The organism is Kitasatospora sp. YST-16 (assembly GCF_026802215.1).
Lineage (GTDB): Bacteria > Actinomycetota > Actinomycetes > Streptomycetales > Streptomycetaceae > Kitasatospora > Kitasatospora cineracea.
In genome coordinates this window covers 5,791,569-5,817,840 of record NZ_CP113837.1, presented here as the reverse complement: position 1 = coordinate 5,817,840, position 26,272 = coordinate 5,791,569, and the positions used below count along the sequence as shown (strand labels likewise).

Here is a 26,272-nt window from a genome sequence, read left to right as displayed (position 1 = left end):
AGCCGGCTGCTGCTGGCCGGCCACACCGACCCGGCCGCCGCCCGGCTGCCCGCCGCCGACCGGGCCCGGCACACCCCGGCCGCCGACGCCCGGACCCTCGCCGACCGCTGCGGGCTGCGGGCCGCCACCGCGCCTACACCACGGCGTGCGTGGCCGGGAGCACCGCCGTCGCGGACGCCGCCGCCGCGATCCGCACCGGCTCCGCCGAACGCGTCGTGGTCGCGGCCGGCTACCTGGTCGACGAGGAGCACTTCGCGCTGTTCGACGCCGGACGGGCCCTCGCCCCCGACGGGCGGGTGCGGCCGTTCAGCGCGGGCCGCCAGGGCATGGTGCTCGGCGACGGCGTGGCCGCCGTGGTGCTGGAGTCGGCCGCCGCGGCGCGCCGCCGCAGCGCCCCGGTCCTGGCTCGGCTCGCGGGCTGGGGCCGGGCCGGCGACGCCCACCACGTCAGCCAGCCGCACCCGCAGGGCACCGGGCTCGCCCGGGCCGTCCGCAACGCCCTGCACCGGGCCGGCCGGCTCCCCGAGGACATCGGCTACGTCAACGCGCACGGCACCGGCACGGCGGCCAGCGACGCGGCCGAGACCGCCGGCCTCCGGGCAGCGCTCGGCGACCGGGCCACGCTCGTCCCGGTGAGCTCCTCCAAGTCGGTGCACGGCCACACCCTGGAGTCCTCCGGACTGCTCGAACTCGTCGTCACCGTCGGCACGTTGCGGGCCGGCCGACTGCCCGTCAACGCCGGCTACCTGGGGGCGGACGAGCGCTGCGGTCTCAACCTGGTGACCGAGGGCCCGCACCGGGCCGCCCCCCGCTACGCCCTGAGCCTGAACGCCGCCTTCGGCGGGGCCAACACCGCGCTCCTGGTCGGTGCCGCGTGAGCCCGACCGCCCACCGGGCCGAGGCCCCCGCCGACCGCCCGACCGCCCGACCCGCCGGGACACCGACCACCGGCCGGACGATCCGTCAGACCGGATCACTCGACGACAACCCGGCCACCCGGCCCGCCGAGGCCGACGCCCCGACCACCCGGCACGCCGGAACCGACAACCCGGCCACCCACCGGGCCGAGGCCACCGCCGACCGCCCGACCGGCCAGCAAGCCGAAGCCACCACCGACCACCAGACCGCCCACCGGGCCGGGGCCACCCCCGACCGCCCGACGACCCGACCCGCCGGGGCACCGACCACCGGCCGGACGATCCGTCAGACCGGGTCACTCGACGACAACCCGGCCACCCGGCCCGCCGAGGCCGACGCCCTGACCCCTCGGCACGCCGGAACCGACAGCCCGACCCCCCACCGGGCCGGGGCCACCCCCGACCGCCCGACCGGCCACCGGGCCGAAGCCGACACCGGCAACCCGGCCCGTCAGCAGACCGAAGCCGAAGCCGACGGCCCAGCCGCCCACCGGGCCGAAGCCACTACCGACCACCCGACCGCCTGCCAAGCCGAAGCCGACACCGGCAACCCGGCCCGTCAGCAGACCGAAGCCGAAGCCGAAGCCGACGGCCCAGCCACCCACCGGGCCGAAGCCGCCGCCCGCACCGTCCGGGCCCGGGCCGTCTGGCCCGAGCCCGGCGAGGGCGGGGCGCCCGCCATGCCCGCCGGGTTCATCGCCTCGACCTTCCCCGCCCTGGTCGCCACCGTCGCCGACCGCTGCCTGCGGCGCGGCTACGGCGAGCCGGGCGGGCCCGCCGCCGGAGGCGGGGAGCGGCGCACCGCCGTCGTGCTGGTCAGCGAGCGCGGCGACCAGGGCACCCTCGACGCGGTCGCCGCCGCGGTGGACGGCGGCCGCCGGATGCAGCCGCTGCTGTTCTTCCAGTCCGTGCCCAACGCGGTGCTCGGCTGGGTCGCGGCCCGCTGGGCGCTGGTCGGCCCCGTGGTGTGCGTCAGCCCGGGCGGCGACCCGGCCGCCGAGGGCCTGGAGCTGGCCGACCTGCTGATCGAGGACGGCGACGCGGACGACGTGCTGCTGCTCCTGGCCGACCAGGCCGCCGGGCCCGACCAGCCGGACCGCGCGACCGCGTTTCTGATCACCCGACCGTCGTGAGCAGGCCCGGAAGGGTCCTGACCCAGGAGATGACATGAGCCTACGCACGATCCGCGCCGAGCTCGCGGCGGACCCGCAGCTCGGGACCGGCAACGTCCTCACCACGCTCGTCGCCCGCGGCGAGGGGCTCGACGAGCCGTCGCTCACCTTCGACACCGACGTCGACGGCCACCCGGCGCTGCGCGCCCTGACCCTGCGCGAGCTGGACGAGCGGGTCGCCGCCCGGGCCGCCGCGCTGCACGCGCTCGGCGTCAAGCCCCGGGACCCGGTCGCCGTCCAGGTCACCGCGGGTGCCGACCAGGTCCTGAGCTTCCTGGCGCTGGCCCGGCTCGGCGCCATCCCGGCGCTGGTCAACGGCAGGCTCCCGGCGGAGCCCGCCGCCGAGTTCATCCGCCGGCTGCGGGCCGCCGCCCTGCTGACCGACGCCGCGCACCGCACGGCCTTCGGCGACCGGGACCTCGGCGTCCCGCAGGTGATCGACGTCGCCGGGCTCGGCGCCGGCGACCCGGCCGCGGCCCCCGCCCCGTTCCGGCACCGCCCCGGCGACCCCGCCGTCATCACCCACTCCTCCGGCACCACCGGCCTGCCGAAGGCCGTGGCGCACTCGCACGCCGGCCTGTTCGCGTCGGTCCGCCACCGGCTCACCCTGCCCCGGGCCCAGGGCGTCGAGCGGCTGCTCGGCGCGCTGCCCCCCGCGCACGCCGCCACCGTCATCGCCGTCAACCTGGCGCTGGCCAACCGGTCCGAGCTGCTGGTGCTCTCCGAGCCGAGCGGGACGACCGTGCTGGCGGCGATCGAGGGCTGGCGCCCCACCGGCGTGCTCGGCTTCGCCGCCATCTGGTCGGAGCTGGCCGCCGTCGACCTGACCACCCGGGACGTGGACTCCGTCCAGCTCTGGTGGAACACCGGCGACTGCGCCCACGAGGCCCACATCCGGCGGCTCGTCGCGGTCGGCAGCCGCCGGGTGGCCGCCCGCGGCGGCGGCCGGGTCCAGCCGGGCTCGGTGTTCATCGACGGCCTGGGCTCGACCGAGATGGGCCACTCGCAGTTCTTCATCACCCACACCCCGGAGACCGAGCGCTACGGGCGGTGCATCGGCAAGCCGCACACCTTCTCCGACGTCGCGGTGCTGGACGAGGCCGGCGAGCCGCTCGGCGTCGGCGAGGTCGGGCAGCTCGGGATCAACGCGCCGACCCTGGCGCTCGGGTACTGGAACGACTCGGTCACCACCTGGCGCACCCGGCTGAACGACTACTTCCTCACCGGCGACCTGGTCTACCGCGACGAGGCCGGCTACTACTACCACGTCGACCGGATGGTCGACTCGGTCGACCTGGGCGGCGGCCGGCGGCTGTTCACCGCCGCCTGCGAGGAACGGGTGCTCGCCGCCCTGCCCGACGTGCTGGAGTGCACCGTGGTCGCGGTCGCCGGGCCCGCCGGCGCCGACAGCCACGTGCTGCTGGTGCTCACCGCGGACGCCGACCCGGCCGTCGACCGGACCGCCGCGGTGCTCGCCGCGCTGGAGGAGCACGTCGCGGCGACCGTCCGCGGCGTCGTCGTGGTGGACCCGGACCGGCTCCCGCTCGGCCCGACCGGCAAGGTCCGCAAGCTGCTGCTGCGCGAGCGCTACCTCGCCGGGCAGCTGCTCGCCCCGACGGGCGGTGCCGCATGAGCGCGGACCGCCGCCCCCGGGCCGTGGTCACCGGCATCGGGCTGATCAGCTCGCTCGGCCGCGGCGCCACCCGGACGTTCGAGGCCCTGTGCGCCGGCCACTCCGGCCTGCGCCGCCCGGGCGAGCAGCACCCGGTGGCCGGTTCGGTCGACGTCGCGGGCATCGCCCCCGGGCTGGAGGCGGCCGCCCTGCTGCCGCCCAGCGAGGGCCGGTTCGTGGACCGCTACGCGCTGCTGGCCCTGGCCGCCGCGGACGACGCGCTCGCCGACGCCGGCCTGGTGGTCGGCCGGGACGCCGACCCCTGGCGCACCGGCGTGGTGGTCTCCAGCGGCGGCGGCGGCCTGGAGACGTACGAGGAGCAGGCCCGCGGCCGGCACGCCCGCGGCCGCACCGCCGTCAGCCCCTACTTGCTGCCCGGCATGCTGCCCAACATGGCGGCCGCCAGGATCGCCATCAAGCACGGCATCCGCGGGCACAGCGCGGCGATCGCCACGGCCTGCGCGGCCGGGGCGCAGTCCGTCGCGGAGGCGCTGCGGCTGATCCGCGGCAGGGAGGCGGACGTGGTGGTCTGCGGCGGCTCGGACGCGCCGCTGCACCCCACGATCGCCGAGGCGTTCGGCAACGCCCGGGCGCTCGCCCACGGCTTCGCCGACCCGCGCGAGGCCAGCCGGCCCTTCGACACCCGGCGCAACGGCTTCGTCCTCGCCGAGGGCGCCGGCGTGCTGGTGGTGGAGCGGGCCGAGCACGCCGCGGCCCGCGGCGCCGCCGCCTACGCCGAGCTGCTCGGCTGGGGCGCCACCACGGACGCCTACCGGCCGACCACCCCGCGCCCGGACGGCGAGGGCGCGGTGGAGTGCATGCGCCGCGCCATCGCCGACGCCGGGCTGTCCCCGGCCGACGTCGGCTACGTCAACGCGCACGGCACCGGCACCAAGCTCGGCGACGTCGCCGAGGCGAAGGCGATCCGGGAGGTGTTCGGCCCGCACTCGCCGGCCGTCGGCGCGACCAAGTCGATGACCGGCCACCTGCTCGGCGGCGCCGGCGCGGTGGAGGCGGCCATCACCGCCCTGGCCCTGGCCACCGAGGCGCTGCCGGCCACCCGCAACCTGGACACCGTCGACCCGGCGTGCGAGCTGGACCACATCCGCGGCAAGGCCCGGCTGACCCGGGTCGCCGCCGCCGTGTCCAACTCCTTCGCGTTCGGCGGGCACAACCTCTCCCTGGTGCTCGGCCCGGTCGAGGGCCGGGCCAAGGCGCTGGGCGAGGCGGGCCGGGACCGATGAGCGACGGCCACGACGCCCCGCCGGCCCACCAGTTCTGGTGGCTGCACGACGCCCGCTGGTACCAGGGCGTGCTGAAGCGCTTCGGCCAGGACGCCGCCAACGAGATCAACGCCGAGGCGATCAAGTTCGTCGCCCGCCGGGCCGCCATGTGGTACCGCCGGCAGTCCGGGACGAAGTTCGACGAGATCCCGATGAAGGAGTTCGTCGAACTCTTCGGCAACGTCCCGCCGCTGATGTGGACCGACGACATGTACGTCGCGGACCAGGTCCACCTCGGCGAGGAGGAGTGGGAGAGCGTCGTCCACTTCAACTACGCGCTGAAGATGCTCAGGGCCGCCCGGGCCCTGGACGGCTACGAGTGCCCGTGCCTGGAAATGCGCCAGGGCTGGTTCGAGGGACTGGGCGTGTCGGTGTGCGACAGCCGGGTCGAATGCCTGCGGACCGGCGGCGGGGCCTGCCGTTTCCTGGCCGTGCGGAACGGCCGGTCCGGAAAGACCGCGGAGTGACCGAGAATTCCCATCCGATTCATCCGACGTTGAGGGACGCATGGAAATCCGAGGAATAGACCACGTGGAATTCTACGTGGGCGACGCGCAGCAGTCCGCCTTCTACTTGTGCACCGCACTGGGATTCCGCCTGTGCGGGGAGACCGAGCCCACCGACCACCGCTCGCTGCTGCTGCGCCAGGGCGGCATCCAGGTGGTCCTCACCTCCGCGCTGTCCGAGCACCACCCGGCCGCCGAGTTCGTGCGGCGCCACGGCGACGGGGTCGCGGTCATCGCCCTGGAGACCGCCTCGGCGGCCGCCGCGTACGACACCGCCGTGGCGGCCGGCGCGGCCCCGCTCGCCGAGCCCGCCGTGTACGAGCACGAGGGGGCCCGGGTGGTCACCGCCGAGGTGGCGGCGTTCGGCGACGTGGTGCACCGCTTCGTCGAACGGCACTGCGGGACCGAGGAGTTCCTGCCCGGCGTGATGAACGTGCTCGCCCCGGACCCGGAGCCCGGCGACGAACTGCTCAGCACCATCGACCACTTCGCGGTCTGCCTGCCGGCCGGCGAGCTGCGGCCGACCGTCGAGCGCTACCAGCGGGTGTTCGGCTTCCGGCAGATCTTCGAGGAGTTCATCGAGGTCGGCGACCAGGCGATGGACTCCAAGGTGGTGCAGAGCCCGTCCGGGCAGGTGACGCTGACCCTGATCGAGCCGGTCACCACCAAGCGGCCCGGGCAGATCGACGAGTTCCTCGCCCGCCACAACGGCACCGGCGTCCAGCACATGGCGCTGCTCACCGACGACATCGTCAGCACGGTCCGGACCCTGACCGAACGCGGCGTCACCTTCCTGCGCACCCCCGGCAGCTACTACGACCTGCTGGAGGAGCGGCTCGGCGAGCCCGAGGTGCGGATCGAGGAGCTGCGCGAGACCAACGTCCTGGTCGACCAGGACCACCACGGGCAGCTGTTCCAGATCTTCACCCGCTCCATGCACGTGCGCCGGACGTACTTCATGGAGGTCATCGACCGCCACGGCGCCCGGACCTTCGGCAGCGGCAACATCAAGGCCCTCTACGAGGCCGTCGAACGGGAGAAGGTCACCAGCTGACCCGCCCCGCCCGCCCGTTCCGACCCAGACGAACCCCTGGAGAACCCACCATGTCCGCACAGGAATTCCGGCTCACCGACGAGGAACTGGGACTGCTGCCCACCGACGAGGACGTCCGGTTCTACGCCGAGCACGGCTGGTACCTCAGCGCGAAGCTGTTCACCGACGAGGAGGTCGAGCAGCTGGAGGCGGCCAGCGAGCGGTTCTACGCCGGCCACCGCGACCGGACCCTGCCGGTGCGCCCGCCCAAGCTCGCCTACTGGGAGCCCGCCAAGGGCCAGGTCCAGCGCCACAACGACTACATCCACTACGAGGACGACACCATCGGGCGGATCCTGCGCAAGCCGCTGCTCGGCGCGGTCGCCGCCCGGCTCGCCGAGGCCGACGAGATCCGGGTGTTCCAGTCCACCCTGATCTTCAAGCCGCCCCGGCCGGAGGAGCAGAGCAACATCGTGCCGTGGCACTTCGACCGGCACTACTGGGCCACCTCCACCTCCGAGCGGATGCTCACCGCGTTCATCCCGTTCCACGACTGCGGCGAGGAGATGGGCACCATCACGATGGTGGACGGCAGCCACCGGTGGAAGGAGATCGGCGGGCGGGACACCACCTCGCTGCACTTCGCCGAGCGCAACCGCGACGAGCTCGACGCGATGCTGGAGGAGAACGCCGCGTTCAACGGCACCGAGGTGCGCAAGGTCCCGGTCGAGATCCCCAAGGGGCACGTGAGCTTCCACCACTGCCGGACCTACCACGGCAGCGGCGCCAACCGCAGCGACCGGCCGCGGCGGGCGATCTCCTTCCACCTGCAGGACGGCGGGAACCGGTTCCGCCGGTTCGCCCGCTCCGACGGGAGCCTGGTGTCCTACAACCACGACGTCCTGGTGCGGCGCACCGCCGACGGCGACCCGGACTACGCCGACCCCGAGTTCCTGCCGGTCGTGTGGCGCGCAGAGGCCCCCTGATGCGCAGCATCGCCGTGGTGGGCACCGGCCTGATCGGCACCTCGGTCGCCCTGGCCGCCCGCAGCCGGGGCCTGACCACCTACCTGCTCGACCGCAGCTCGCTGGCGGTCGGCGCCGCGGTGGCCCTGAACGCCGGGATCGCGGGGCCGCCGCCCGAACCGGTCGACCTGGCCGTCATCGCCGTCCCGCCGGCCCAGCTGGCGACGGTGCTGAAGGAGCAGCAGGACCGCGGCCTCGCGCGCTGCTACACCGACGTGGTCAGCGTGAAGACCCGGACCAGGCTGGCCGCGGCCCGGGCCGGGTGCGACCTGAGCCGCTTCGTCGGCGGCCACCCGATGGCCGGCAGCGAGCGGTCGGGGCCGTTCGCCGCCGCCGCGGACCTCTTCCAGGGGCGCAACTGGGTGCTGACCCCGTCGCCGTCCACGGACCGGCAGGCGATCGACCTGGTGCTGCGCCTGGTCGCGCTCTGCGGTGCCACGCCCGTCCTGATGGAGGAGGAGGACCACGACCGCACCGTCGCACTGACCTCGCACGCCCCGCACCTGGTGGCGAGCCTGCTGTCGGCCCGGCTGGAGTCGATCGGGCCGGCGACGGCCCAGCTGATCGGCCAGGGCCTGCGGGACACCACCCGGATCGCCGGCGGCAGCCCCGGGCTGTGGACCGACATCCTGGGCGCCAACGCGGTGGCGGTGGCCGAGATCCTGGACGGGTTCGCGCAGGACCTCGGCCGGGCCCTCGAAGCCCTGGAGCAGCTGGGCAGCGAGGACCCGGAGCACCGCCGCGGCGGCGAGCGGGTCCTCGGCGAGCTGCTCACCCGCGGCGTGGCGGGCCAGGACCGGATCCCGCCCCGCCGCGACGGGCGCGCCGGCACCCCGAGCAGCCGGGTCTCCGTACCGGTGGCCAACCGGCCCGGGGACGTGGAGCGGCTGTTCGCCGACGTGTGGAGCACCGGGATGCACATCGTGGACCTGGCGGTCGACCACACGCCGGACGCCCCGGTCGGCCGGCTCGACCTGATCGTCGACCCCGAGGCGGCGGGCGACCTCGCCTCCCACCTCGCCGAGCGGGGCTGGGCGGCGCGCCGCTGACGCCCCGCCGGCTCCGGCCCGCACCGCCGTCCACCGGGTGGAGCCCGTCCGCCGGTGGGCGGGCTCCACCGGGCCGGGCGCGCGGCACCACCGTTCGCACCCGTTTCGAATCCATGCAGCTGACGAGCGTTCACGTGTTCAAGGAGGGTCCCATGGGGCACTACAAGCCGAACCTGCGCGATCTGGAGTTCAACCTCTTCGAGGTGTTCGGCCGGGACGGGCTGTTCGGGACGGGCCGGTTCGCCGAACTGGACGAACAGACCGCGCGCAGCGTGCTCCACGAGATGGCCAGACTCGCCGAGGGGCCGCTGGCCGAGTCCTTCGCCGACATCGACCGCAACCCGCCGGTCTTCGACCCCGCGACCCACTCGGCCCCGGTCCCGGACTCCTTCCGCAAGAGCTACCGGGCCTACCAGGACGCCGGGTTCTGGCGGCTGGGGATGGCCGAGGAGCTCGGCGGCACCGCCAGCCCGCGCCTGCTGTACTGGGCGCTGGGCGAACTGGTGCTCGGCGCCAACCCGGCGATCTGGATGTACGCGACGACCCCGGGCTTCGCCGGCGTCCTGCACAGCGAGGGCACCGAGGAGCAGCTGCGGATCGCCCGGCTGATGGTGGACCGCGAGTGGGGCTCCACCATGGTGCTGACCGAGCCGGACGCCGGCTCCGACGTGGGCGCCGGCCGCACCAGGGCGATCGAGCAGGCGGACGGCTCCTGGCACATCGAGGGCGTCAAGCGCTTCATCACCTCGGGCGAGCACGACATGTCCGAGAACATCGTCCACCTGGTGCTGGCCCGCCCCGCGGGCGGCAAGCCGGGCACCAAGGGGCTGTCGCTGTTCATCGTGCCGAAGTTCGACTTCGACCGGGAGACCGGCGAGCTCGGCGAGCGCAACGGCGTCTACGCCACCAACGTCGAGCACAAGATGGGCCTGAAGGCGTCCAACACCTGCGAGTTGACCTTCGGCGCCGAGCACCCCGCCAAGGGCTGGCTGGTCGGCGGCCGGCACGACGGCATCCGCCAGATGTTCAAGATCATCGAACTGGCCCGGATGATCGTCGGCACCAAGGCCATCGCCACCCTGTCCACCGGCTACCTGAACGCGCTGGAGTACGCCAAGGAACGCGTCCAGGGCCCCGACCTGGCCCGGTTCACGGACAAGGCCGCCCCGCGCGTCACCATCACCCACCACCCCGACGTGCGCCGCTCGCTGCTCACCCAGAAGGCGTACGCCGAGGGCATGCGCGCCCTGGTCCTGCACACCGCCGCCGTGCAGGACGAGATCGAGGTGCTCCGGGCCCGCGGAGCGGACGCCACCGGCGCGCAGCGCCTGAACGACCTGCTGCTGCCGATCGTCAAGGGCTACGGCTCGGAGAAGTCCTACGAGCAGCTCGCCCAGTCCCTGCAGATCTTCGGCGGCTCCGGCTACCTGCAGGAGTACCCGGTCGAGCAGTACATCCGGGACGCCAAGATCGACACCCTGTACGAGGGCACCACCGCCATCCAGGGCCAGGACTTCTTCTTCCGGAAGATCGTCAAGGACGGCGGCCAGGCGCTGACCGCCGTGGTCGACCGGATCCGCGCGTTCACCGCGGACACCGCCGCCGACGACCCGCTCGGCCGGGAGCGGGCCCTGCTCACCACCGCCGTCAACGACCTCGAAGGCATCGTCGCCGCCATGGTCGCCGACCTCTCCGCCGCCGGGCAGGACCCGGCGAACATGTACAAGGTCGGCCTCAACACCACCCGCCTGCTGCTGGTCTCCGGCGACGTGCTGGTCGGCTGGCTGCTGCTGCGCCAGGCCGACGTCGCGCTGCGCGCCCTGGCCGCGGGCGCCAGCGGGAAGGACGTCCCCTTCTACCGGGGCAAGGTCGCCACCGCCCGCTTCTTCGCCCGCACCGTCCTGCCGACCGTCACCCCGCAGCGCCTGATCGCCGAGGACGTCGACCTCGCCGTCATGGAACTGCCCGAAGAAGCGTTCTGACCACCCGTCGGCCCCGACAGCCCCGTCGGCCCCGTCGCACCACGCACCCACCCCAGCCGGAACGGAAACCGCCATGCCCGAAGCCGTCATCGTCAGCACCGCCCGCTCGCCGATCGGCCGGGCGTTCAAGGGCTCGCTGAAGGACGTCCGCCCGGACGACCTCGCCGCGCAGATCATCGGCGCCGCCCTCGCCGAGGTCCCGCAGCTCGACCCCCACCGGATCGACGACCTGATGCTGGGCTGCGGCCTGCCCGGCGGCGAGTCGGGCCACAACCTGGCCCGGATCGTCGCCGTCCAACTGGGCCTGGACCGCCTCCCCGGCACCACCGTCAACCGCTACTGCGCCTCCTCGCTGCAGACCACCCGGATGGCGCTGCACGCGATCAGGGCCGGCGAGGGCGACGTCTTCGTCTCGGCGGGCGTCGAAACCGTCTCGCGCTCGGTCAACGGCACCTCGGACGGCCTCCCCGGCACCCACAACCCGCTGTTCGCCGAGGCCGAGGCCCGCACGGCCACCTGCGCCGAGGTGGGGAGCGACCACTGGTACGACCCGCGCGAGGAGGACCTGCTGCCCGATCCGTACATCGCGATGGGGCAGACCGCGGAGAACCTGGCCGCGCTCAAGGGCATCACCCGGGCCGAGCAGGACGAGTTCGGCGTCCGCTCGCAGAACCTCGCCGAAGCCGCGATCAAGGCCGGCTTCTGGCAGCGCGAGATCACCCCCGTCACGCTGCCGGACGGCAGCACCGTCAGCGCCGACGACGGCCCGCGCGCGGGGGTGACCCTCGAAGCCGTCTCCGGACTCAAGCCCGTCTTCCGCCCCGACGGCACCGTGACGGCCGGTAACTGCTGCCCGCTCAACGACGGCGCCGCCGCCCTGGTCGTCATGTCCGACACCAAGGCCCGCGAACTCGGCATCACCCCGCTCGCCCGCGTCCTCTCCACCGGCGTCTCCGCCCTCTCCCCCGAGATCATGGGCTACGGCCCGGTCGAGGCGTCCAAGCAGGCCCTGCGCCGGGCCGGGCTGTCGATCGGCGACATCGACCTGGTCGAGATCAACGAAGCCTTCGCCGCCCAGGTCATCCCCTCCTACCGGGACCTCGGCATCGACCCGGACCGGCTGAACGTCAACGGCGGCGCCATCGCCGTCGGACACCCCTTCGGCATGACCGGCGCCCGCATCACCACCACCCTGATCAACTCCCTCCAGTGGCACGACAAGCAGTTCGGCCTGGAGACCATGTGCGTCGGCGGCGGACAGGGCATGGCCATGGTCATCGAACGGCTCAGCTGATGCCGGCCGCCGCCGCCCGCTCGGCCCCGCCGACCGACACCGCCCCGCCGCTGCGCTACCAGCGCTGCGGCTGGTGCGCCGCCGCGGACTTCCTCCCCCGCGCCCTCTGCCGCCTCTGCGGCTCCGACGACCTCGTCTGGGAGGAGAGCGCCGGCTCCGGCTACGTCCACCACGCGGTGGCGGTGCCCCGGGCGGACCGCCGGCCCGGGCAGCACGCCGTGGTGGTCGCCCTGGACGAGGGCTTCCAGCTGCCCGGCGTCGTCGTGGGGGCGGCCGCCCGCCCCGTGCCGGTCGACGCCCGGGTCCGCGTCGTCTCCGTCCCCGGCACGGGCCGCCGCCGGCCCGTGTTCCGCCTCGTCCGCCCCTGAACGCCCCGCCGAACGCTCCGCTCAACGCCCCGCCGAACGCCCCGCTCCGGCAGCGCCGTTGCCGTGCCCACCGAGGAGGACGTCGTGCTCAGCACGATGCAGGACATTCCGCTGGCCATCACCCGCATCATGCAGCACGGCACCACCGTGCACGGCACCTCCGAGGTGGTCACCTGGACCGGTACCGGGGCCCGCCGGGCCAGTTACGCCGAAGTCGGCCGCCGGGTCGCCCAACTGGCCCACGCCCTGCGCGAGTTGGGAATCAGCGGGGACGAGCGGGTCGCCACCCTGATGTGGAACAACCAGGAACACCTGGAGTGCTACCTCGCGGTGCCCTCGATGGGCGCCGTGCTGCACACCCTCAACCTGCGCCTGCCCGCCGGCCAGTTGGCCTGGATCGCCGACCAGGCCGAGGACCGCGTCGTCGTGGTCGACGGCACCCTGGTCCCGCTGCTGGCCGCGGTGCTCCCGGAACTGAAGACCGTCGAGCACGTCATCGTCACCGGCCCCGCCGACACCGCGCCCCTCGAACGGGCGGGCAAGCGGATCCACCGCTACGAGGACCTGCTCGCGGGCCGCCCCACCGGCTTCGACTGGCCGCAGGACCTCGACGAACGCTCCGGCGCCGCCCTCTGCTACACCTCGGGGACCACCGGCGACCCCAAGGGCGTCCTCTACAGCCACCGTTCGACCTACCTGCACAGCCTGCAGATCTGCACCGCCGAGGGCTTCGGCCTCGGCGTCACCAGCCGGGTCCTGCCCGTCGTGCCGATGTTCCACGTCAACGCCTGGGGCCTCCCGTACGCCGCGATGCTCTCCGGCGCCTCCCTGGTCATGCCCGACCGCTTCCTGCAGCCCGAGCACCTCGCCCGGATGATCGCCACCGAACGCCCGACCAACGCCGCGGCCGTCCCCACCATCTGGACCGGCCTGCTCCACCACCTCGACGAGCACCCGGCCGACCTCTCCTCCCTGCGCGAGGTGATCGTCGGCGGCTCCGCCTGCCCGCTCCCGCTGATGAAGGCGTTCCAGGAGCGCTACGGCACCCGCATCCTCCAGGCCTGGGGCATGACCGAGACCTCCCCGCTCGGCAGCGTCGCCCGCGAACCGGCCGGTGTGGCGGGCGAAGCCGCCTGGGCGTACCGCGCCACCCAGGGCCGGCTGCCCGCCACCGTCCAGGTCCGGCTGGTCGGCCCCGACGGCACGGTCGTGCCGAACGACGGCACGACGGTCGGCGAGATCGAGATCCGCGGCCCCTGGATCACCGGCTCCTACTACGGCTCCGACCACCGGGCCGACCCGTCCGGCGGCGGCCGCTTCCACGACGGCTGGCTGCGCACCGGCGACCTCGGTTCCGTCAGCCCCGACGGGTACCTGCGCCTGACGGACCGCGCCAAGGACGTCATCAAATCCGGCGGCGAGTGGATCTCCTCGGTGGAACTGGAGAACCACCTGCTCGGCCACCCCGCCGTCGAGGACGCCGCCGTGATCGCCGTCCCCGACCCCAAGTGGGGCGAACGCCCGCTCGCCCTCGTGGTGCTGCGCCCCGACCCCGCCTCCCCGGAAGAACACCGCCTCCGCGCCCTCAAGGACTTCCTGGCCCACCACGTCGCCCGCTGGCAGGTCCCCGAACACTGGGCCGCGGTGCCCGCGATCCCGAAGACCAGCACCGGCAAGTCCGACAAGAAGGCGCTCCGCGCGTCCCACGCCGACGCCGCCGTCCCCCTCCGCACCTTCCGCTGACGCCCGCCCCCGGCCCCGGCCCCCGCCCCCACGGCCCCGGGACCACGGTCCCGGGGCCGACCCCGCCCCGGAGCACGTTCCCGGTGCGATCTCGTGCTCCGCGCGGACGGATTGACGGACCGTCGGATGGTCCTCTTGGAGGGCGCCGGGAACAGTTCCGGCGCCCACTCCGAGGGGGTCCTTCCCGTGCACGACCACGCACCGCAGCACCACCGTCCGAACCCGCGTCCGGACCGGCGTCCGAACCGCCTCCGCCGGCGCGGGGCCGCGGCGACCGTGACCGCCGTGGCCGCCGCCGTGCTGGCCGGCGTCCTGGCCCCGACCGCGGCCACCGCCGCACCCCGGCCGGACGCCGTGCAGCAGCGCCTCGACGCCCTGGTCCGGGCGGACGGGGTGCCCGCCGCGCTCGCCACCGTCAAGGGCCGCGACGGCCGCGCCCGCACCTACACCGCCGGAGTCGGCGACGCGGCCACCGGGGCCAAGGTCCCGGCCGACGGGCAGGTGCGGATCGGCAGCAACACCAAGACGTTCACCGCCGTCGTCGTCCTGCAACTGGTCGCCGAGGGCAAGGTCGGCCTCGACTCCAACCTCGACACCTACCTGCCCGGCCTGGTGCACGGCGACGGCATCGACGGCCGCACCATCACGGTCCGTCAACTGCTCCAGCACACCAGCGGTCTGCCCGAGTACATGGACACCGGACGCGTGCTCGCCGACCCCAAGCGGTACTTCGAACCGCGCGAACTGCTCGACGCCGCGCTCGCCCAGAAGGCCCACTTCGCGCCCGGCACCCAGTGGGAGTACAACAACACCAACTACCTGCTGGCGGGCCTGATCGTCCAGAAGGTGACCGGACGCCCGCTCGGCGAGGAGATCACCAAGCGCGTCATCGACCGGGCCGGCCTGCGCCACACCTACTTCCCCGCTCCCGGGGACATGACGATCCACGAGGCTCACCCCCAGGGCTACCTGCGCGCCGCGGACGGGTCGCTGCGCGACTACACGGAACTGGACCCGTCCTGGGGCTGGGCGGCCGGCGCGATGGTCTCCACCACCACCGACCTCACCCGGTTCTACGGCGCGCTGCTCGACGGCCGCCTGCTGCCCGCCGCCCAGCTCGCCCAGATGCGCACCACCGTCCCCGCCGAACTCCTCGGCCCCGGCATCCGCTACGGCCTCGGCCTGATCAGCCGCCCGCTGAGCTGCGGCGGAGTCGCCTGGGGCCACGGCGGGGCGATCCCCGGCTACGAGACCTTCGGCGGCACCACCGACGACGGCCGCACCGCGAGCATCGCGGTGACCGCGTTCCCCGGCGACGAGAACATCGGCAAGCACGCGGACCAGGCCGTGGACGAGGCGCTCTGCCGCTGACCGTCCCACCGGGGCGGCCGGCACCGGCCGCCCCGCACTCGCCCCTTCCCAGCCGTGGAGCCCCGATGAACGCACCCGCCCCGCACCGCACCACCCGCCGCCTGCGCCTGCTGCGGCACGCCACGGCGGCCACCGCCGCCGCCGGACTCGCCCTGACCGCCTTCGCCCCCACCGCGGCCACCGCCGCACCGCGCCCGGACGCCGTGCAGCAGCGCCTCGACGCCCTGGTCCGGGCGGACGGGGTGCCCGCCGCGCTCGCCACCGTCAAGGGCCGCGACGGCCGCGACCGCACCTACACCGCCGGAGTCGGCGACCTGGCCACCGGGGCGAAGGTCCCGGTCGACGGGCAGATCCGGGCCGGCAGCAACACCAAGGCGTTCACCGCCGTCGTCGTCCTGCAACTGGTCGCCGAGGGCAAGGTCGGCCTCGACGCGAGCGTCGACACCTACCTGCCCGGCCTGCTGCGCGGCGACGGCATCGACGGCCGCACCATCACGGTCCGCCAACTGCTCCAGCACACCAGCGGCCTGCCCGACTACATGGACGTCCCCCCGCTGGACGACTTCGTCCCCATCCAGTACCGCTACTTCGAACCGCGCGAACTGCTCGACGGCGCCCTGGCCCAGAAAGCGCTGTTCGCCCCCGGCACCGGCTGGATGTACAGCAACACCAACTACCTGGTGGCCGGCCTGCTGGTCCAGAAGGTCACCGGCCGCCCCTTCGGCGAGGAGGTCACCAAGCGCGTCATCGACCGGATCGGCCTGCGCCACACCTACTTCCCCGCCACCGGGGAGACCGCCCTGCGCGAAGCGCACCCGCACGGCTACCTGAACACCGGCCCGGGCGCACCGCTGATCGACTACACCGGGATGGACGCCTCGATGGCCTGGTCCACCGGCGCGATCGTGTCCACCAACACCGACCTCAACACCTTCTACAGCGCCCTCCTGGCGGGCCGCCTGCTGCCCGCCGCCCAACTCGCCCAGATGCGCACCACCGTGCCCGCCGAACTCCTCGGCCCCGGCGTCCGCTACGGCCTCGGCCTGCAGAGCCGCCCCCTGACCTGCGGCGGCCTCGTCTGGGGCCACGGCGGCACCTCCCCCGGCTACCGAACCCGCGGCGGCGCCACCGAGGACGGCCGCGCCGCCACCATCACCGTCACCACCGTCCCGGACGGACCCACCACCGGACACCTGACCGACGCGGTCGACACCGCCCTCTGCCGGTGACCACGCCGCCCCTCCCGGCGCCCGTCACTCCTCGGCGCCGACCGGGGCGTAGCGGCCGGCCGGACGGGGCAGGCCGAGCAGTCCGCGCAGCGTGTCCGCCTCGTAGGCGGTGCGGAAGGCGCCGCGGCGCTGGAGTTCGGGCACCAGGCCGCGGGTGATCGCCGTGAGGTCGTGCGGCAGGGTGCCCGGCCGCAGCCGGAAGCCGTCCAGTCCGGTCTCCCGCCAGTCCAGCAGCAGGTCGGCGAGTTCGGCGGGGGTGCCGGTGAAGACCAGGGCGTCCGAGCCGAGGACGGCGCCGTCCACTCCGTCCAGGCGCTGCTTTCGCTCGGCGGCCCGGCCCGGCTCGCCGTCCAGGAAGACCACCAGGTCGGCGAAGGCCCGGATCGGCTCCGCGGCGGGCCGCTCGAAGCGCTGCCGGGCCCGGTCGAACGCGCCGAGCCTGGCCACGGCGTCCGCGCGGGACTGCGGGGTGACGAGGACGACGTCCGCCCCGGCCGCGGCCAGTTCGTACGGAGTACTGGCGTGCGCGAGGACGGCCACCACCGGCTGGCCCTGCGGCGGGCGCGGGGTGATGGAGGGGCCGCGGACGGAGAAGTGCTCGCCCGCGAAGTCGACGTGGTGCACCTTGGCGGCGTCGAGGTAGCGCCCGGTGGCGGTGTCGCGGATCACCGCGTCGTCCTCCCAGCTGTCCCAGAGCCGGCGGACGGCCTCGACCACCTCGTGGGCCTCGTCGAAGAGTTCGCGCAGCCGGGCGGCGATCAGCTCCGAGTCGGTGACGTCCTCGTCGGTCAGCTGCGGGGTGGTGCGCCGCCCGAAGTGCGCGGCGTCGGCGGCCCGGGAGGTGATCTGCGGGCGCCAGCCGGCCCGGCCCAGGCTGGCGTGGTCGAGCGAGGCGATGCCGATGGCGAGGTGGAACGGCTCGGTGTGGGTGACGTTGGTGGTCGGGACGAGTCCGATGCGCGAGGTCAGCGGGGCGAGCGCGGCCGTCAGCAGGACGGCGTCCAGCCGGCCCCGGACGTGGTCGGTGCGGTCGTCGGGCCGGTGGAAGGCCGAGGTCTGCAGGCCGAGGGCGTCCTCGACGGTGACGAAGTCGAGCAGGCCGCGTTCGGCCTCCAGGACCAGGTCGGCCCAGTAGCGGGCGGTGAGGATCTCGGCGGGCCGGGCGTCCGGTTCGCGCCAGGCGGCGGGGTGCCAGCCGGTGCCGTCCAGGGCGACGGCCAGGTGCAGGTGGGTCACGGGGTCTCCTCGAAGTGGCGGCGGGCGGGCTTCAGCCCGAGGTGGTCGCGCAGGGTGGGGCCGGTGTAGTCGGCGCGGTGGACGCCCATCTCCTGGAGCAGCGGCACCACCCGGTCGACCAGTTCGTCCAGCCCGCCGGGCACCGTGTGCGGGGAGAAGACGAAGCCGTCGGCGGCGTCGCTCTGCACGAACGCGTTCATCGCGTCGGCGACCTGGCGCGGGGTGCCGACGAAGGTGGGCCGGGCGGTGACCTCGGTGACCAGTTCCCGGATGCTCAGCCCGCGCTCCTCGGCGGTCCTGCGCCAGTGCCGGACGGTCTCCTCGCGGCCCCGGCTGCGGTACAGGGTGTGGCCCTTGGTGACGACGCCCTCCGGCACCGGGTCGACGTCCGGCAGCGGGCCGTCCGGGTCGTAGCCGGACAGGTCGCGGCCCCAGGCCGCCTCCAGCAGCATCAGTGCGGTCTGCGGGCCCACCTGCGCGCGGGCGACCTCCTCGGCGCGCTCGGCGGCCTCCGCCGGGGTGTCGCCCAGCACGTAGCTCACCGACGGGATGATCTTCAGGTCTTCGGGGTCGCGGCCGTACTCGGCCAGCCGGGCCTTGACGTCCCGGTAGGCGGCCCGGCCGCCCGCCAGGTCGGCGTGCCGGCTGAAGATCACGTCGGCGTCGGCGGCCGCGAACTCGCGGCCCTCGGGCGAGTCGCCCGCCTGGATGATCACCGGGTGGCCCTGCGGGCCCGCCGGGGTGCTGAACCGGCCGGATATGTCGAAGTGCCGCCCCCGGTGGGCGAACCGGCCCGCCCCCGGTCGGACGAACTCGCCCGCGGCGGCGTCCGCCCGGAAGTCGCCCGGCCGCCAGCTGTCCCACAACTCCCGGGCGGTGTGCAGGAATTCGGCGGCCCTGGTGTAGCGGTCGGCCTCGTCCAGGAAGCTGCCGCGCCGGAAGTTCTCGCCGGTGAACGCGTCGTGGCTGGTCACCACGTTCCAGGCGGCCCGGCCCCCGCTCAGGTGGTCCAGGGTGGCCACCCGCCGGGCCACGTCGTACGGCTCGTTGAAGGTGGAGTTGACCGTCGCGGCCAGTCCGAGGTGCGTGGTGACGGCGGACAGCGCGCTGAGCACGGTCAGCGCCTCGGGGCGGCCCGCGACGTCGAGGTCCAGGACCCGGCCCTTGTGCTCGCGCAGCCGCAGGCCCTCGGAGAGGAAGAAGAAGTCGAACCTGCCGCGCTCGGCGGTCCGCGCGAGACGGGCGAAGGAGTCGAAGGCGATCTGGCTCCCGGCGGCCGGGTCCGACCAGATCACGGTGTGCTGGACGCTGGGGAGTTGGGCGGCGAGGTGGATCTGCTTCAGTGGTTTCACCGGCATGCTGAACTGCCTCCTGTACGGGGTGCGGTGGTTCGGCGGGGTGTTCGGTCCGGGGCGCCTGACGGCCGGTCACCCGCGCCGGGACGGGAAGCCGTGCGACCTGGCGGAGACCACCACGCCCAGCACCGGGACCAGCAGGACCAGCACCGCCCACGGGAAGGACCCGGCGCCGATCCCGTCCAGCAGCAGGCCGCCGATGACGCCGCCCGCCGCCATCGCCGCGTTCCACAGGGTGACCAGCATCGCCTGCGCGGCGTCCGCCCGCGCACCGCCCGCGTCGCCCACCGCGGTCTGCAGCAGGGTCGGCACGCCGCCCCAGCCCAGGCCCCAGAGCGCCGCCGCGACGTACACCGGCGGGTGGGTGCCGGACAGCAGCCCCAGCACCGCCGCCGCGGCCGCGACCAGCAGTGCGCTGCCGATCGTCAGGGCCCGCAGCCGGCGGTGGATCCGGGCACCGACGATCCAGATGCCCAGCATCGAGGTGGCGCCGAAGACCAGCAGCACCAGGTCGGTGGAGTCCCCCATGCCCAGGTGGTCGAGGAAGGTGGCGACGTACGCGTACAGGAGGGTGTGGGCCAGCACGAAGAGCAGCGTCACGAACAGCACCGGCGGCACGCCGGGCACCGAGAGCGCGCCGAGGATCCGGGTGCGCCCCTCGGGCCGCCGGCCCGGGTGGTCCGGGACGGTCGCCACGATCCACCCGATGACGACCACGGCCAGCGCCGACATCGCCAGGAACGCCACCCGCCAGTCGAACACCCGGCCCACGAAGGTGCCCGTCGGCACCCCGAGCGACAGCGCGACCGGGATGCCGGTCATCACGAGCGCGATCGCCTTGCCCTGCAACGGCACCGGCGCCATCCGGCGGGCGTACCCGGCCAGCAGCGCCCAGGCCAGACCGGCCGCCACGCCCGCGACGAACCGGCCCGCCATGGTCAGCAGGTACGCGGAGGACAGCGCGGTGACGGTGTTGGCGACCGCGAACGCGGCCATCGCCGTCAGCAGCAGCCGCCTGCGGCGCCAGGCCGCGGTGGCCGCGGTCAGCGGGATCGCGGTGAGCGCGGTGGCGATCGCGTAGATCGTCACCGACTGCCCCGCCGCCGACTCGCCGACCCCCAGGTCGGCGCTCATCGCGGGCAGCACGCCCGCCGGGAGGGTCTCGGTCAGCGAGGTGACGAAGACGGCGGTGGTCAGGGCCAGCAGCGCCAGGACCGGGAGTCCCCGGCCCTCCGCCTGCTCGCCGTCGTCGGGTGCGGTCGTGGTGCCCACTGGCGACTGGGTGCTCATGGCGGCTATGTTCGAACCCTCACACCTATGTGAGGGTCAATCAGATCTCCCGTGAGGTGGGTCACATGCGCATCGGGGAGCTGTCCGAGCGGACCAACACCTCCCGCCGCCTGCTGCGCTACTACGAGGAGCAGCTGCTGATCGTCTCCGCCCGGATGCCCAACGGCTACCGGGAGTACGACGAGCGCTTCGTCGACCGCGTCCTGCAGATCCGCGGCCTGCTCGACGCCGGACTGCCCATCAGGATCATCAAACAGATCCTGCCCTGCCTCGACAAGCCCCGAACCATCCACTTCCCCGACGCCACCCCCGAGATGCTCGACACCCTGCGCCGCGAACGCGACCGGATGACCGAACGCATCGACTGCCTGATCCGCAACCGGGACTCGGTCTCCGAATACCTCGACGAGGTCAGCAAGGGCCAGCGCCCCACCCCGGAACCCACCCCCGCCGAGACCTGACACACCCCCGAGACGGTAGCGACCTTCGGACAGACCGGTAGAATCATTCCGCTGCGCACCTTCCCGGAGGGTACGAGGCTCAGGTCCCATGTGTCCTCAACAGGCTGCGATTGACGAATGGTTGTGCCCGTCAGATCACCATCTGACGTGAGCGTGGCTGCCCGGTAGGGTGCCCCCTGCCATTCCGATCTCACTACCTAGGGATGGCCACATGACCTCGGTCAAGTGCAAGCTCGCGCGTCGCGAAAGGATCCGCGAGATCCTGACCGACATCGCTGTCGGAGTCGTCTCCAACGTTCTGGTGACGGCGCTGACTTCGGTGGCGCACCTGCTCTTCTGACGCAGGTAGGTGGCGGGCCCGGCGAGCCCGCCACTTCCACCTCGCTGCGCTGTCCGTCAGAACAGCCGAAGGTCGTCCTTGCGTTTCTTCCGCCCCTTCTGCGGACGGGCGTGGTGCTTCGGCAGACTCTCCCGGGTCGGCCGCAACCCGTGGATCTGGGTCTCCCCGACGAGGTTCTTGAGGTACTCCCGGGTCTCTTCGTCCGTGGAGTAGAGCACCGCTGCCCGGCTGGCCCGCGTCATCAGCACGTGGTAGGCGTGCCGAATCAACCGGGCGAACTCCTCGTCGCTGACGCTTCCTGCCTTGACCTTGGGGTCGAAGGACCCGGGAATGCGCACCCGCTTCGCACCCTCCGCCGACTTCCCCGTCTCCTTGCCCCGGCGAAACACCCATCGACCGTCTCGGCGCACCATGTCATCGCCCATGATCACTCCGCACCAGTCCCATTCGAGGCCCTGCGCGGTGTACACGCACCCGATCTGGCCGATGCCGTTCTCGTGCACCGACCACCTGCTGCTGGGCGGGGCTCCGTCCGCACAGAAGCTGTCGCTCTTCGCGTTCCACGGCCGGTGCCAGTCGCCGATCCTGACGTCTGGTTCCAGCCGCTTCTCCGGCTCCAAGGGCTCGGTCCATGGCCAGCAGTAGCCGGCCACCATCCGTGCGGACGCCCCGGCGTTCTTCTCGCTGAGGATGATTTCCTCGAGCGCTTCCGGCGTGTCCACCACCTCGACATGCATCAACCCGTCCGGCGTCCACTGCTCGGGCACGTCGTCCGACACACCGAGCAGAGCGCGTACCCAACGGGCGTAGGCGTCACTGCCACCGCACCGGAACTGTTCGCGGAGCCCGCACTCCATCACTTGGGCTCCGCGACGCTCGGCCGCCTCCCGGATCAGATCGACCGTACCGACCTCGTTGGGACGGACGACTTGGCCTTCGTCGAGGAAGAAGACCGTCAGGCGGGACGCATCGAGGAGTTCGTCCACCTGCGGCCGGGTTCCCTGTTTCTCCGGCGGCCAGTACTGGTTCGTGGAGCGGTCACGGAGTCGGTGCGCCTCGTCGCAGATCAGCACGTCGATCAGCGGTTCGGGAGTCGTGACGTAATTGGAGAAGTAGGTGAAGGTCTCCTTGAACTCCCGGTCCCCGACACCGACGTGCTCCTGCATCGCGGCGTTGAAGGCCCGGCTCCCGCTGGCGTAGTTGACGGTCCGGCCCGCGGCCTCCAGCTCAGCCTTGATCTGCAGGCCGATAGCGCTCTTGCCGGTGCCTGCGCCGCCGGTCACCAGGAAGACCAGCCGCCGCTCGTCCGGAACCAGCGCGGGCTGCTGCGGGGACGGCAGTACCTTGGCGGCGGCTTCCAGGATCTGATCGGCCGCCTTCTTCTGCCGGCCACGGAGGGTGAAGACCGTGTCCGTCCCCCGGGACCACATCATCGCGTCGAGCAGGGGCGTGTTGCGCACGCCAATGCCCCGCAGCAATTGTTCGGCCTGGGAGGCGCCGCCGTCTGCGGCGAAGTGGTTCTGCAGGTCGGTCAGCAACTGTTGGCGCCGGTCCCCGGTGTACACCTGGGCGCAGACACCCATCGGCGCGTCCACGTCGATCAGCGGACGCACCGAGTCCTCGGTGGCGTTGTGCAGGTAAGCGAAACCGCCGCACTCGATGTCGACGGGGAAGGGTCCCTTCTCGCTGATGAAGGCATGGTAGTACTCGCCCAGTTGCAACGCAGGGTGCCTCTTGGGCTTCGCCAGGCCCTCCACGTAGATCAGGTCCGCAACGGCCCTCTCGACCCTGGTCACCGTCGACCAGCGCTTCAGCTCCACCAACTGGACGGACGGCCGGTCCTCGATCGGGTGGCGGCCCACCAGGACAACGTCCACGAGTCTGGGGCTGCCCCCCTTGAGGTCTTCGTCAGCAGTAACGGCACACTCGACGACCATCTGCACGTTGCCCCGGTCAGCGGCAACCAGGTCCTTCGCCAAGCAGATCAGGCTCTCCGCCCACGCGGACCGCTCCGTTTCCGAAGCCTCGTGCTCTCGGAACTTCCGCCACCGTTCGGCGAGGTGCGGCACCATCCGGCGACGCGAGTCAAGAGTGAGCAGATCCTGCGCCGACAAGTTCAGCAGGAGCATAGGCACGAAGGGACCCCCTGGACCGGACCACGAATGATTCGTGCGGGTTGGGGGCATGTCCTCAGCGGGAAGCCTGTCGGGCCGCAAACAGTACCGCAGATCCTAGATGCAGGAGCGGCCGTCTGTGCACAATGCTCATCGACGGCGAGGACGGTTCGGACGGTAGCCCGCGGCCCGTCTCCGGCCATCGGACTTGATCGGGTGCGGTCGGAGTCCGGCTCAGAGGCCGCCTGGGCGCCAAAGGCTCAACCCTGACCTCCGGGGCCTGCTCGTCCGCGCCCGGCTCGAGTCCTCGGCTGCCCGTCTACGTGCCGGACCTCATCCCGCGGGAAAGGATCCGGTCACTGGCCGAACAAGACATCGGGATCCGTCACGCGCCGCTGGAAGCCCAAGTGTTCGGACACCGGCTCAGGCACTCCGTTATAGGTTTGGCCCAGTCATCAGCGCGGCCCGCCGGACTTCCCTCCAGGGACATGCCCCCACCCGCACGAGCCACTTCGTGCTGCCTGGGAGCATGTCTTGCTGTTCCGCGACTCCGCGTCCGCGGTCGCCGCCGAGAGGCTGGCCGGATCACTGTTCGTGCGCCTCATCGACCAGTTCGTCCACCAGCACGGCCACAAGCCCAGCCCGTCCGAGGTGCGCTCCTGGGAGATGAGCATCCCCGAGCTGACCAATGCCCTCCTGGACGCCGGGCTCGGCATGGTGGAGGTCCTCCTCGAGTACTCCCTCCCGCTGAACAGCAAGCGCGCGGACGTCGTGCTCGCCGGCGTCCACCCGGGCACGGGTGAGCCGTCGTACGTGGTGGTCGAGCTCAAGCAGTGGGGCAGCGCGCTGCCGGAGGACGGCGAGCCGCTGCTGTGCCGCGTCGACGCGTACGCCCGGCCGGTGCTGAACCCGATCGAGCAGGTTCGCGGCTACTGCGACTACCTGATCTCCTTCAACGGAGCGCTCGCCGACCACCCGGAGCGGGTGTCCGGGGTGGCCTTCCTGCACAACGCGACGGAGTTCGGCGTCCAGGGCCTGTACGAGGTGCCGCAGGACGAACGCGGTCGGCTGTTCACCGCCGAGCGCCGCGGGGAGTTCGTGGAGTACCTGCGCTCGAAGCTGAAGCCCGCCTCCGGCGCGCAGGCGGCGGACCTGCTGCTCGCGGGCAAGGTGGCCCCGTCCAGGCAGTTGATGGCGGTGGCCGCCGAGGAGGTCCGCGAGCGCGAGCAGTTCGTCCTGCTGGACGAGCAGCGGGTCGCCTACGAGCTGGTGCTTCGGGCGGTGCGCCGGGCGCAGCAGTCCGACCACAAGCAGGTGGTCGTCATCACGGGCGGTCCGGGCACCGGGAAGAGCGTGATCGCGCTGTCCCTGCTGGGCGATCTGTACCGGCGCGGCGTGACGGCCTTCCACGCCACCGGGTCCAGTTCGTTCACCACCACGATGCGCCGGGTGGCCGGGGCACGCAAGCGCCAAGTCCAGGAGCTGTTCAAGTACTTCAACAGCTTCATGACCGCCGAGCGCAACGGGCTGGACGTGCTGATCTGCGACGAGGCGCACCGGATCCGGGAGACGTCGGCGAACCGCTACACCCGGGCCGACCAGCGCACCGGCAAGCCGCAGATCGAGGAGCTGATCGACGCCGCCCGGGTGCCGGTGTTCCTGCTGGACGAGCACCAGGTGGTCCGGCCGGGCGAGATGGGCACCGTGGCGCAGATCAGGGCCGCTGCCGCGGTGAAGGGCCTGGAGTGCCAGGTGGTCGAGCTGGACAGCCAGTTCCGCTGCGGCGGCAGCGACGCTTACCTGCGCTGGGTGGTGCGCCTGCTGGGCCTGGAGCCCGGCGGCCCCGTCGACTGGGAGCCCGACGGCAAGGTCGTCCTCGAAGTCGTTGACACCCCGCAGGAGTTGGAGGCGTTCCTCGACGCCCGGCGCGCGGAGGGCTATGGCGCCCGGATGTCGGCCGGGTACTGCTGGAAGTGGACCACCAAGGTCGCCCCGGGCGACCCGCTCCCCCTCGACGTGCGGATCGGCGACTGGGCCCGCCCGTGGAACGTCTACGGCGACCGCTCGATCGCCGGCGCACCCCCGGCCGCGCTGTGGGCCACCGACCCGGCCGGCTTCGGCCAGGTCGGCTGCGTCTACACCGCCCAGGGCTTCGAGTACGACTGGAGCGGCGTCATCCTCGGGCCGGACCTCGTCTGGCGCACCGACCGCTGGACCACCGACCGGACGGCCTCCAAGGACCCCGTCTTCCGCAAGTCCACCAGCGACGCCGACATCGACCGCCTGATCCGCAACACCTACAAGGTGCTGCTGACCCGCGGCATGATCGGCACGGTCGTGTACTCGACGGACCCGGAGACCCGCGCCAAACTGCGCGAACTGGTCACCGTGCAGCAGGCAGAACGGATCGGGGCGGGGCGGAGCAGCCGCGGCTGACCGCCGACCGTACGTGGCCGGTGCAGGCAGTCAGCCGGTGAACGGCGAACTCTCGGATTCCCGGGGCGCACCGTGGAGGACCTGGGCGGTGTGCCGCTTCCGGTACCGGTCCGCGATCGGGAGGATCCCCGGTTGCGGACCGATGACCGGTCGCCCGGCCAGCGCGAGCAGGTGCTGCCGGCCTCGCTGCGGCCGACGAAGCGCCGGGAGACCAGGACCCGGTGCCCCTCCCCCAACCCCAGCACGCCCTTGTCGAAGAGCTTGTGGTGCAGGGAACACAGGCACAGACCGTTGTCGACCTCGTCCGGCCCGTCGAAGGACCACCACCGCACGTGCGCCGCCTCCAGGCCGACGGTGCTCGCCCCGCGTCTCCTCGGTGTCGGCCAGCTCCAGGTC

The 26,272-nt window shown here is 73.2% G+C and carries 21 protein-coding genes and 1 pseudogene; 17 read left to right on the top strand and 5 right to left on the bottom strand.

The annotated features are described in order from the left end of the window. Window positions 1-149: 149 nt before the first annotated feature. The 14 genes from OU787_RS26385 (at window position 150) to OU787_RS26320 (ending at window position 16,644) form a co-directional block, all read left to right on the top strand. Entirely contained in the window at window positions 150-878 is a 729-nt protein-coding gene (locus OU787_RS26385) for a beta-ketoacyl synthase N-terminal-like domain-containing protein (protein WP_268660806.1), read from the top strand. After that, complete coding sequence (locus tag OU787_RS26380) at window positions 875-2,050, top strand: hypothetical protein (RefSeq protein ID WP_268660805.1); 1,176 nt, start codon at window positions 875-877, stop codon at window positions 2,048-2,050. Before OU787_RS26385 ends, OU787_RS26380 begins: the two co-directional genes overlap by 4 nt. A 34-nt stretch (window positions 2,051-2,084) precedes the next feature. Then, the gene (locus OU787_RS26375) at window positions 2,085-3,722 is read left to right on the top strand and encodes a class I adenylate-forming enzyme family protein (RefSeq protein ID WP_268660804.1); all 1,638 of its coding nucleotides are present in this window, start codon (window positions 2,085-2,087) and stop codon (window positions 3,720-3,722) included. Next, window positions 3,719-5,005: a beta-ketoacyl-[acyl-carrier-protein] synthase family protein gene (locus OU787_RS26370; protein WP_268660803.1), complete on the top strand. Its 1,287-nt coding sequence runs from the start codon at window positions 3,719-3,721 to the stop codon at window positions 5,003-5,005. Before OU787_RS26375 ends, OU787_RS26370 begins: the two co-directional genes overlap by 4 nt. Next, the gene (locus tag OU787_RS26365; RefSeq protein WP_268660802.1) at window positions 5,002-5,511 is read left to right on the top strand and encodes a hypothetical protein; all 510 of its coding nucleotides are present in this window, start codon (window positions 5,002-5,004) and stop codon (window positions 5,509-5,511) included. The genes OU787_RS26370 and OU787_RS26365 overlap by 4 nt, the downstream gene beginning before the upstream one ends. Before the next feature lie 40 nt (window positions 5,512-5,551). Then, the gene (hppD, locus tag OU787_RS26360) at window positions 5,552-6,604 is read left to right on the top strand and encodes a 4-hydroxyphenylpyruvate dioxygenase (protein WP_035954346.1); all 1,053 of its coding nucleotides are present in this window, start codon (window positions 5,552-5,554) and stop codon (window positions 6,602-6,604) included. Window positions 6,605-6,654: 50 nt separating this feature from the next. After that, window positions 6,655-7,569: a phytanoyl-CoA dioxygenase family protein gene (locus tag OU787_RS26355; RefSeq protein WP_268660801.1), complete on the top strand. Its 915-nt coding sequence runs from the start codon at window positions 6,655-6,657 to the stop codon at window positions 7,567-7,569. After that, a complete protein-coding gene (locus OU787_RS26350) occupies window positions 7,569-8,657 on the top strand; it encodes a prephenate dehydrogenase (RefSeq protein WP_030458769.1) in 1,089 nt (362 codons plus the stop codon). The genes OU787_RS26355 and OU787_RS26350 overlap by 1 nt, the downstream gene beginning before the upstream one ends. A gap of 152 nt (window positions 8,658-8,809) precedes the next feature. Then, window positions 8,810-10,639, top strand: a complete 1,830-nt coding sequence (locus tag OU787_RS26345; protein WP_268660800.1) for an acyl-CoA dehydrogenase — start codon at window positions 8,810-8,812, stop codon at window positions 10,637-10,639. Between the two features lie 73 nt (window positions 10,640-10,712). Beyond that, window positions 10,713-11,933 carry an acetyl-CoA C-acetyltransferase gene (locus tag OU787_RS26340; RefSeq protein WP_268660799.1) on the top strand — a complete coding sequence of 407 codons (1,221 nt, stop codon included), beginning with the start codon at window positions 10,713-10,715 and terminating at the stop codon, window positions 11,931-11,933. Then, window positions 11,933-12,301 (top strand): Zn-ribbon domain-containing OB-fold protein, encoded by a 369-nt coding sequence (locus tag OU787_RS26335; protein ID WP_268660798.1) that lies wholly within the window; start codon window positions 11,933-11,935, stop codon window positions 12,299-12,301. Before OU787_RS26340 ends, OU787_RS26335 begins: the two co-directional genes overlap by 1 nt. Before the next feature lie 84 nt (window positions 12,302-12,385). Further along, window positions 12,386-14,044, top strand: coding sequence for a long-chain fatty acid--CoA ligase (locus OU787_RS26330; RefSeq protein WP_268660797.1), 1,659 nt, complete (start codon window positions 12,386-12,388; stop codon window positions 14,042-14,044). A gap of 276 nt (window positions 14,045-14,320) precedes the next feature. After that, entirely contained in the window at window positions 14,321-15,415 is a 1,095-nt protein-coding gene (locus OU787_RS26325) for a serine hydrolase domain-containing protein (protein ID WP_268660796.1), read from the top strand. Between the two features lie 65 nt (window positions 15,416-15,480). After that, the gene (locus OU787_RS26320; RefSeq protein ID WP_268660795.1) at window positions 15,481-16,644 is read left to right on the top strand and encodes a serine hydrolase domain-containing protein; all 1,164 of its coding nucleotides are present in this window, start codon (window positions 15,481-15,483) and stop codon (window positions 16,642-16,644) included. 24 nt (window positions 16,645-16,668) lie between these two features. Here the strand turns inward: OU787_RS26320 and OU787_RS26315 are convergent, their stop codons facing one another. The 3 genes from OU787_RS26315 to OU787_RS26305 form a co-directional block, all read right to left on the bottom strand. After that, the gene (locus tag OU787_RS26315; protein ID WP_268660794.1) at window positions 16,669-17,880 is read right to left on the bottom strand and encodes an LLM class flavin-dependent oxidoreductase; all 1,212 of its coding nucleotides are present in this window, start codon (window positions 17,878-17,880) and stop codon (window positions 16,669-16,671) included. After that, on the bottom strand, window positions 17,877-19,238 hold the full coding sequence (locus OU787_RS26310) for an NtaA/DmoA family FMN-dependent monooxygenase (RefSeq protein ID WP_268660793.1): 1,362 nt from the start codon (window positions 19,236-19,238) through the stop codon (window positions 17,877-17,879). The genes OU787_RS26315 and OU787_RS26310 overlap by 4 nt, the downstream gene beginning before the upstream one ends. 69 nt (window positions 19,239-19,307) lie before the next feature. Further along, entirely contained in the window at window positions 19,308-20,525 is a 1,218-nt protein-coding gene (locus OU787_RS26305; protein ID WP_268660792.1) for an MFS transporter, read from the bottom strand. Between the two features lie 65 nt (window positions 20,526-20,590). On the opposite strand from OU787_RS26305, the gene OU787_RS26300 reads away from it, so the two are divergent. Both OU787_RS26300 and OU787_RS26295 read left to right on the top strand, forming a co-directional pair. Continuing rightward, window positions 20,591-20,986 (top strand): MerR family transcriptional regulator, encoded by a 396-nt coding sequence (locus OU787_RS26300; protein WP_268660791.1) that lies wholly within the window; start codon window positions 20,591-20,593, stop codon window positions 20,984-20,986. A 211-nt stretch (window positions 20,987-21,197) separates the two neighbouring features. Beyond that, window positions 21,198-21,326 (top strand): DUF6408 family protein, encoded by a 129-nt coding sequence (locus OU787_RS26295; RefSeq protein WP_268660790.1) that lies wholly within the window; start codon window positions 21,198-21,200, stop codon window positions 21,324-21,326. Window positions 21,327-21,382: 56 nt separating this feature from the next. On the opposite strand, the gene OU787_RS26290 is transcribed toward OU787_RS26295, so the two are convergent. Next, on the bottom strand, window positions 21,383-23,455 hold the full coding sequence (locus OU787_RS26290) for a DUF2075 domain-containing protein (protein ID WP_327059421.1): 2,073 nt from the start codon (window positions 23,453-23,455) through the stop codon (window positions 21,383-21,385). A 519-nt stretch (window positions 23,456-23,974) separates the two neighbouring features. Between OU787_RS26290 and OU787_RS26285 the strand changes: the two genes are divergently transcribed. Continuing rightward, window positions 23,975-25,876, top strand: a complete 1,902-nt coding sequence (locus OU787_RS26285; protein WP_268660788.1) for a DNA/RNA helicase domain-containing protein — start codon at window positions 23,975-23,977, stop codon at window positions 25,874-25,876. Window positions 25,877-25,906: 30 nt separating this feature from the next. Here OU787_RS26285 and OU787_RS26280 read toward each other — a convergent pair. Continuing rightward, window positions 25,907-26,247, bottom strand: a pseudogene (locus OU787_RS26280) (HNH endonuclease); the annotation flags it as partial. Window positions 26,248-26,272 lie beyond the last annotated feature (25 nt).

What these genes read in the sequence shown, in the direction of transcription:
- OU787_RS26375 (WP_268660804.1), top strand. Translation starts at nt 2,085, where the DNA reads ATGAGCCTACGCACGATCCGCGCCGAGCTCGCGGCGGACCCGCAGCTC.
- OU787_RS26370 (WP_268660803.1), top strand. Translation starts at nt 3,719, where the DNA reads ATGAGCGCGGACCGCCGCCCCCGGGCCGTGGTCACCGGCATCGGGCTG.
- OU787_RS26365 (WP_268660802.1), top strand. Translation starts at nt 5,002, where the DNA reads ATGAGCGACGGCCACGACGCCCCGCCGGCCCACCAGTTCTGGTGGCTG.
- hppD (WP_035954346.1), top strand. Translation starts at nt 5,552, where the DNA reads ATGGAAATCCGAGGAATAGACCACGTGGAATTCTACGTGGGCGACGCG.
- OU787_RS26355 (WP_268660801.1), top strand. Translation starts at nt 6,655, where the DNA reads ATGTCCGCACAGGAATTCCGGCTCACCGACGAGGAACTGGGACTGCTG.
- OU787_RS26350 (WP_030458769.1), top strand. Translation starts at nt 7,569, where the DNA reads ATGCGCAGCATCGCCGTGGTGGGCACCGGCCTGATCGGCACCTCGGTC.
- OU787_RS26345 (WP_268660800.1), top strand. Translation starts at nt 8,810, where the DNA reads ATGGGGCACTACAAGCCGAACCTGCGCGATCTGGAGTTCAACCTCTTC.
- OU787_RS26340 (WP_268660799.1), top strand. Translation starts at nt 10,713, where the DNA reads ATGCCCGAAGCCGTCATCGTCAGCACCGCCCGCTCGCCGATCGGCCGG.
- OU787_RS26335 (WP_268660798.1), top strand. Translation starts at nt 11,933, where the DNA reads ATGCCGGCCGCCGCCGCCCGCTCGGCCCCGCCGACCGACACCGCCCCG.
- OU787_RS26320 (WP_268660795.1), top strand. Translation starts at nt 15,481, where the DNA reads ATGAACGCACCCGCCCCGCACCGCACCACCCGCCGCCTGCGCCTGCTG.
- OU787_RS26310 (WP_268660793.1), bottom strand. Translation starts at nt 19,238, where the DNA reads ATGCCGGTGAAACCACTGAAGCAGATCCACCTCGCCGCCCAACTCCCC.
- OU787_RS26305 (WP_268660792.1), bottom strand. Translation starts at nt 20,525, where the DNA reads ATGAGCACCCAGTCGCCAGTGGGCACCACGACCGCACCCGACGACGGC.
- OU787_RS26300 (WP_268660791.1), top strand. Translation starts at nt 20,591, where the DNA reads ATGCGCATCGGGGAGCTGTCCGAGCGGACCAACACCTCCCGCCGCCTG.
- OU787_RS26295 (WP_268660790.1), top strand. Translation starts at nt 21,198, where the DNA reads ATGACCTCGGTCAAGTGCAAGCTCGCGCGTCGCGAAAGGATCCGCGAG.
- OU787_RS26290 (WP_327059421.1), bottom strand. Translation starts at nt 23,455, where the DNA reads ATGCTCCTGCTGAACTTGTCGGCGCAGGATCTGCTCACTCTTGACTCG.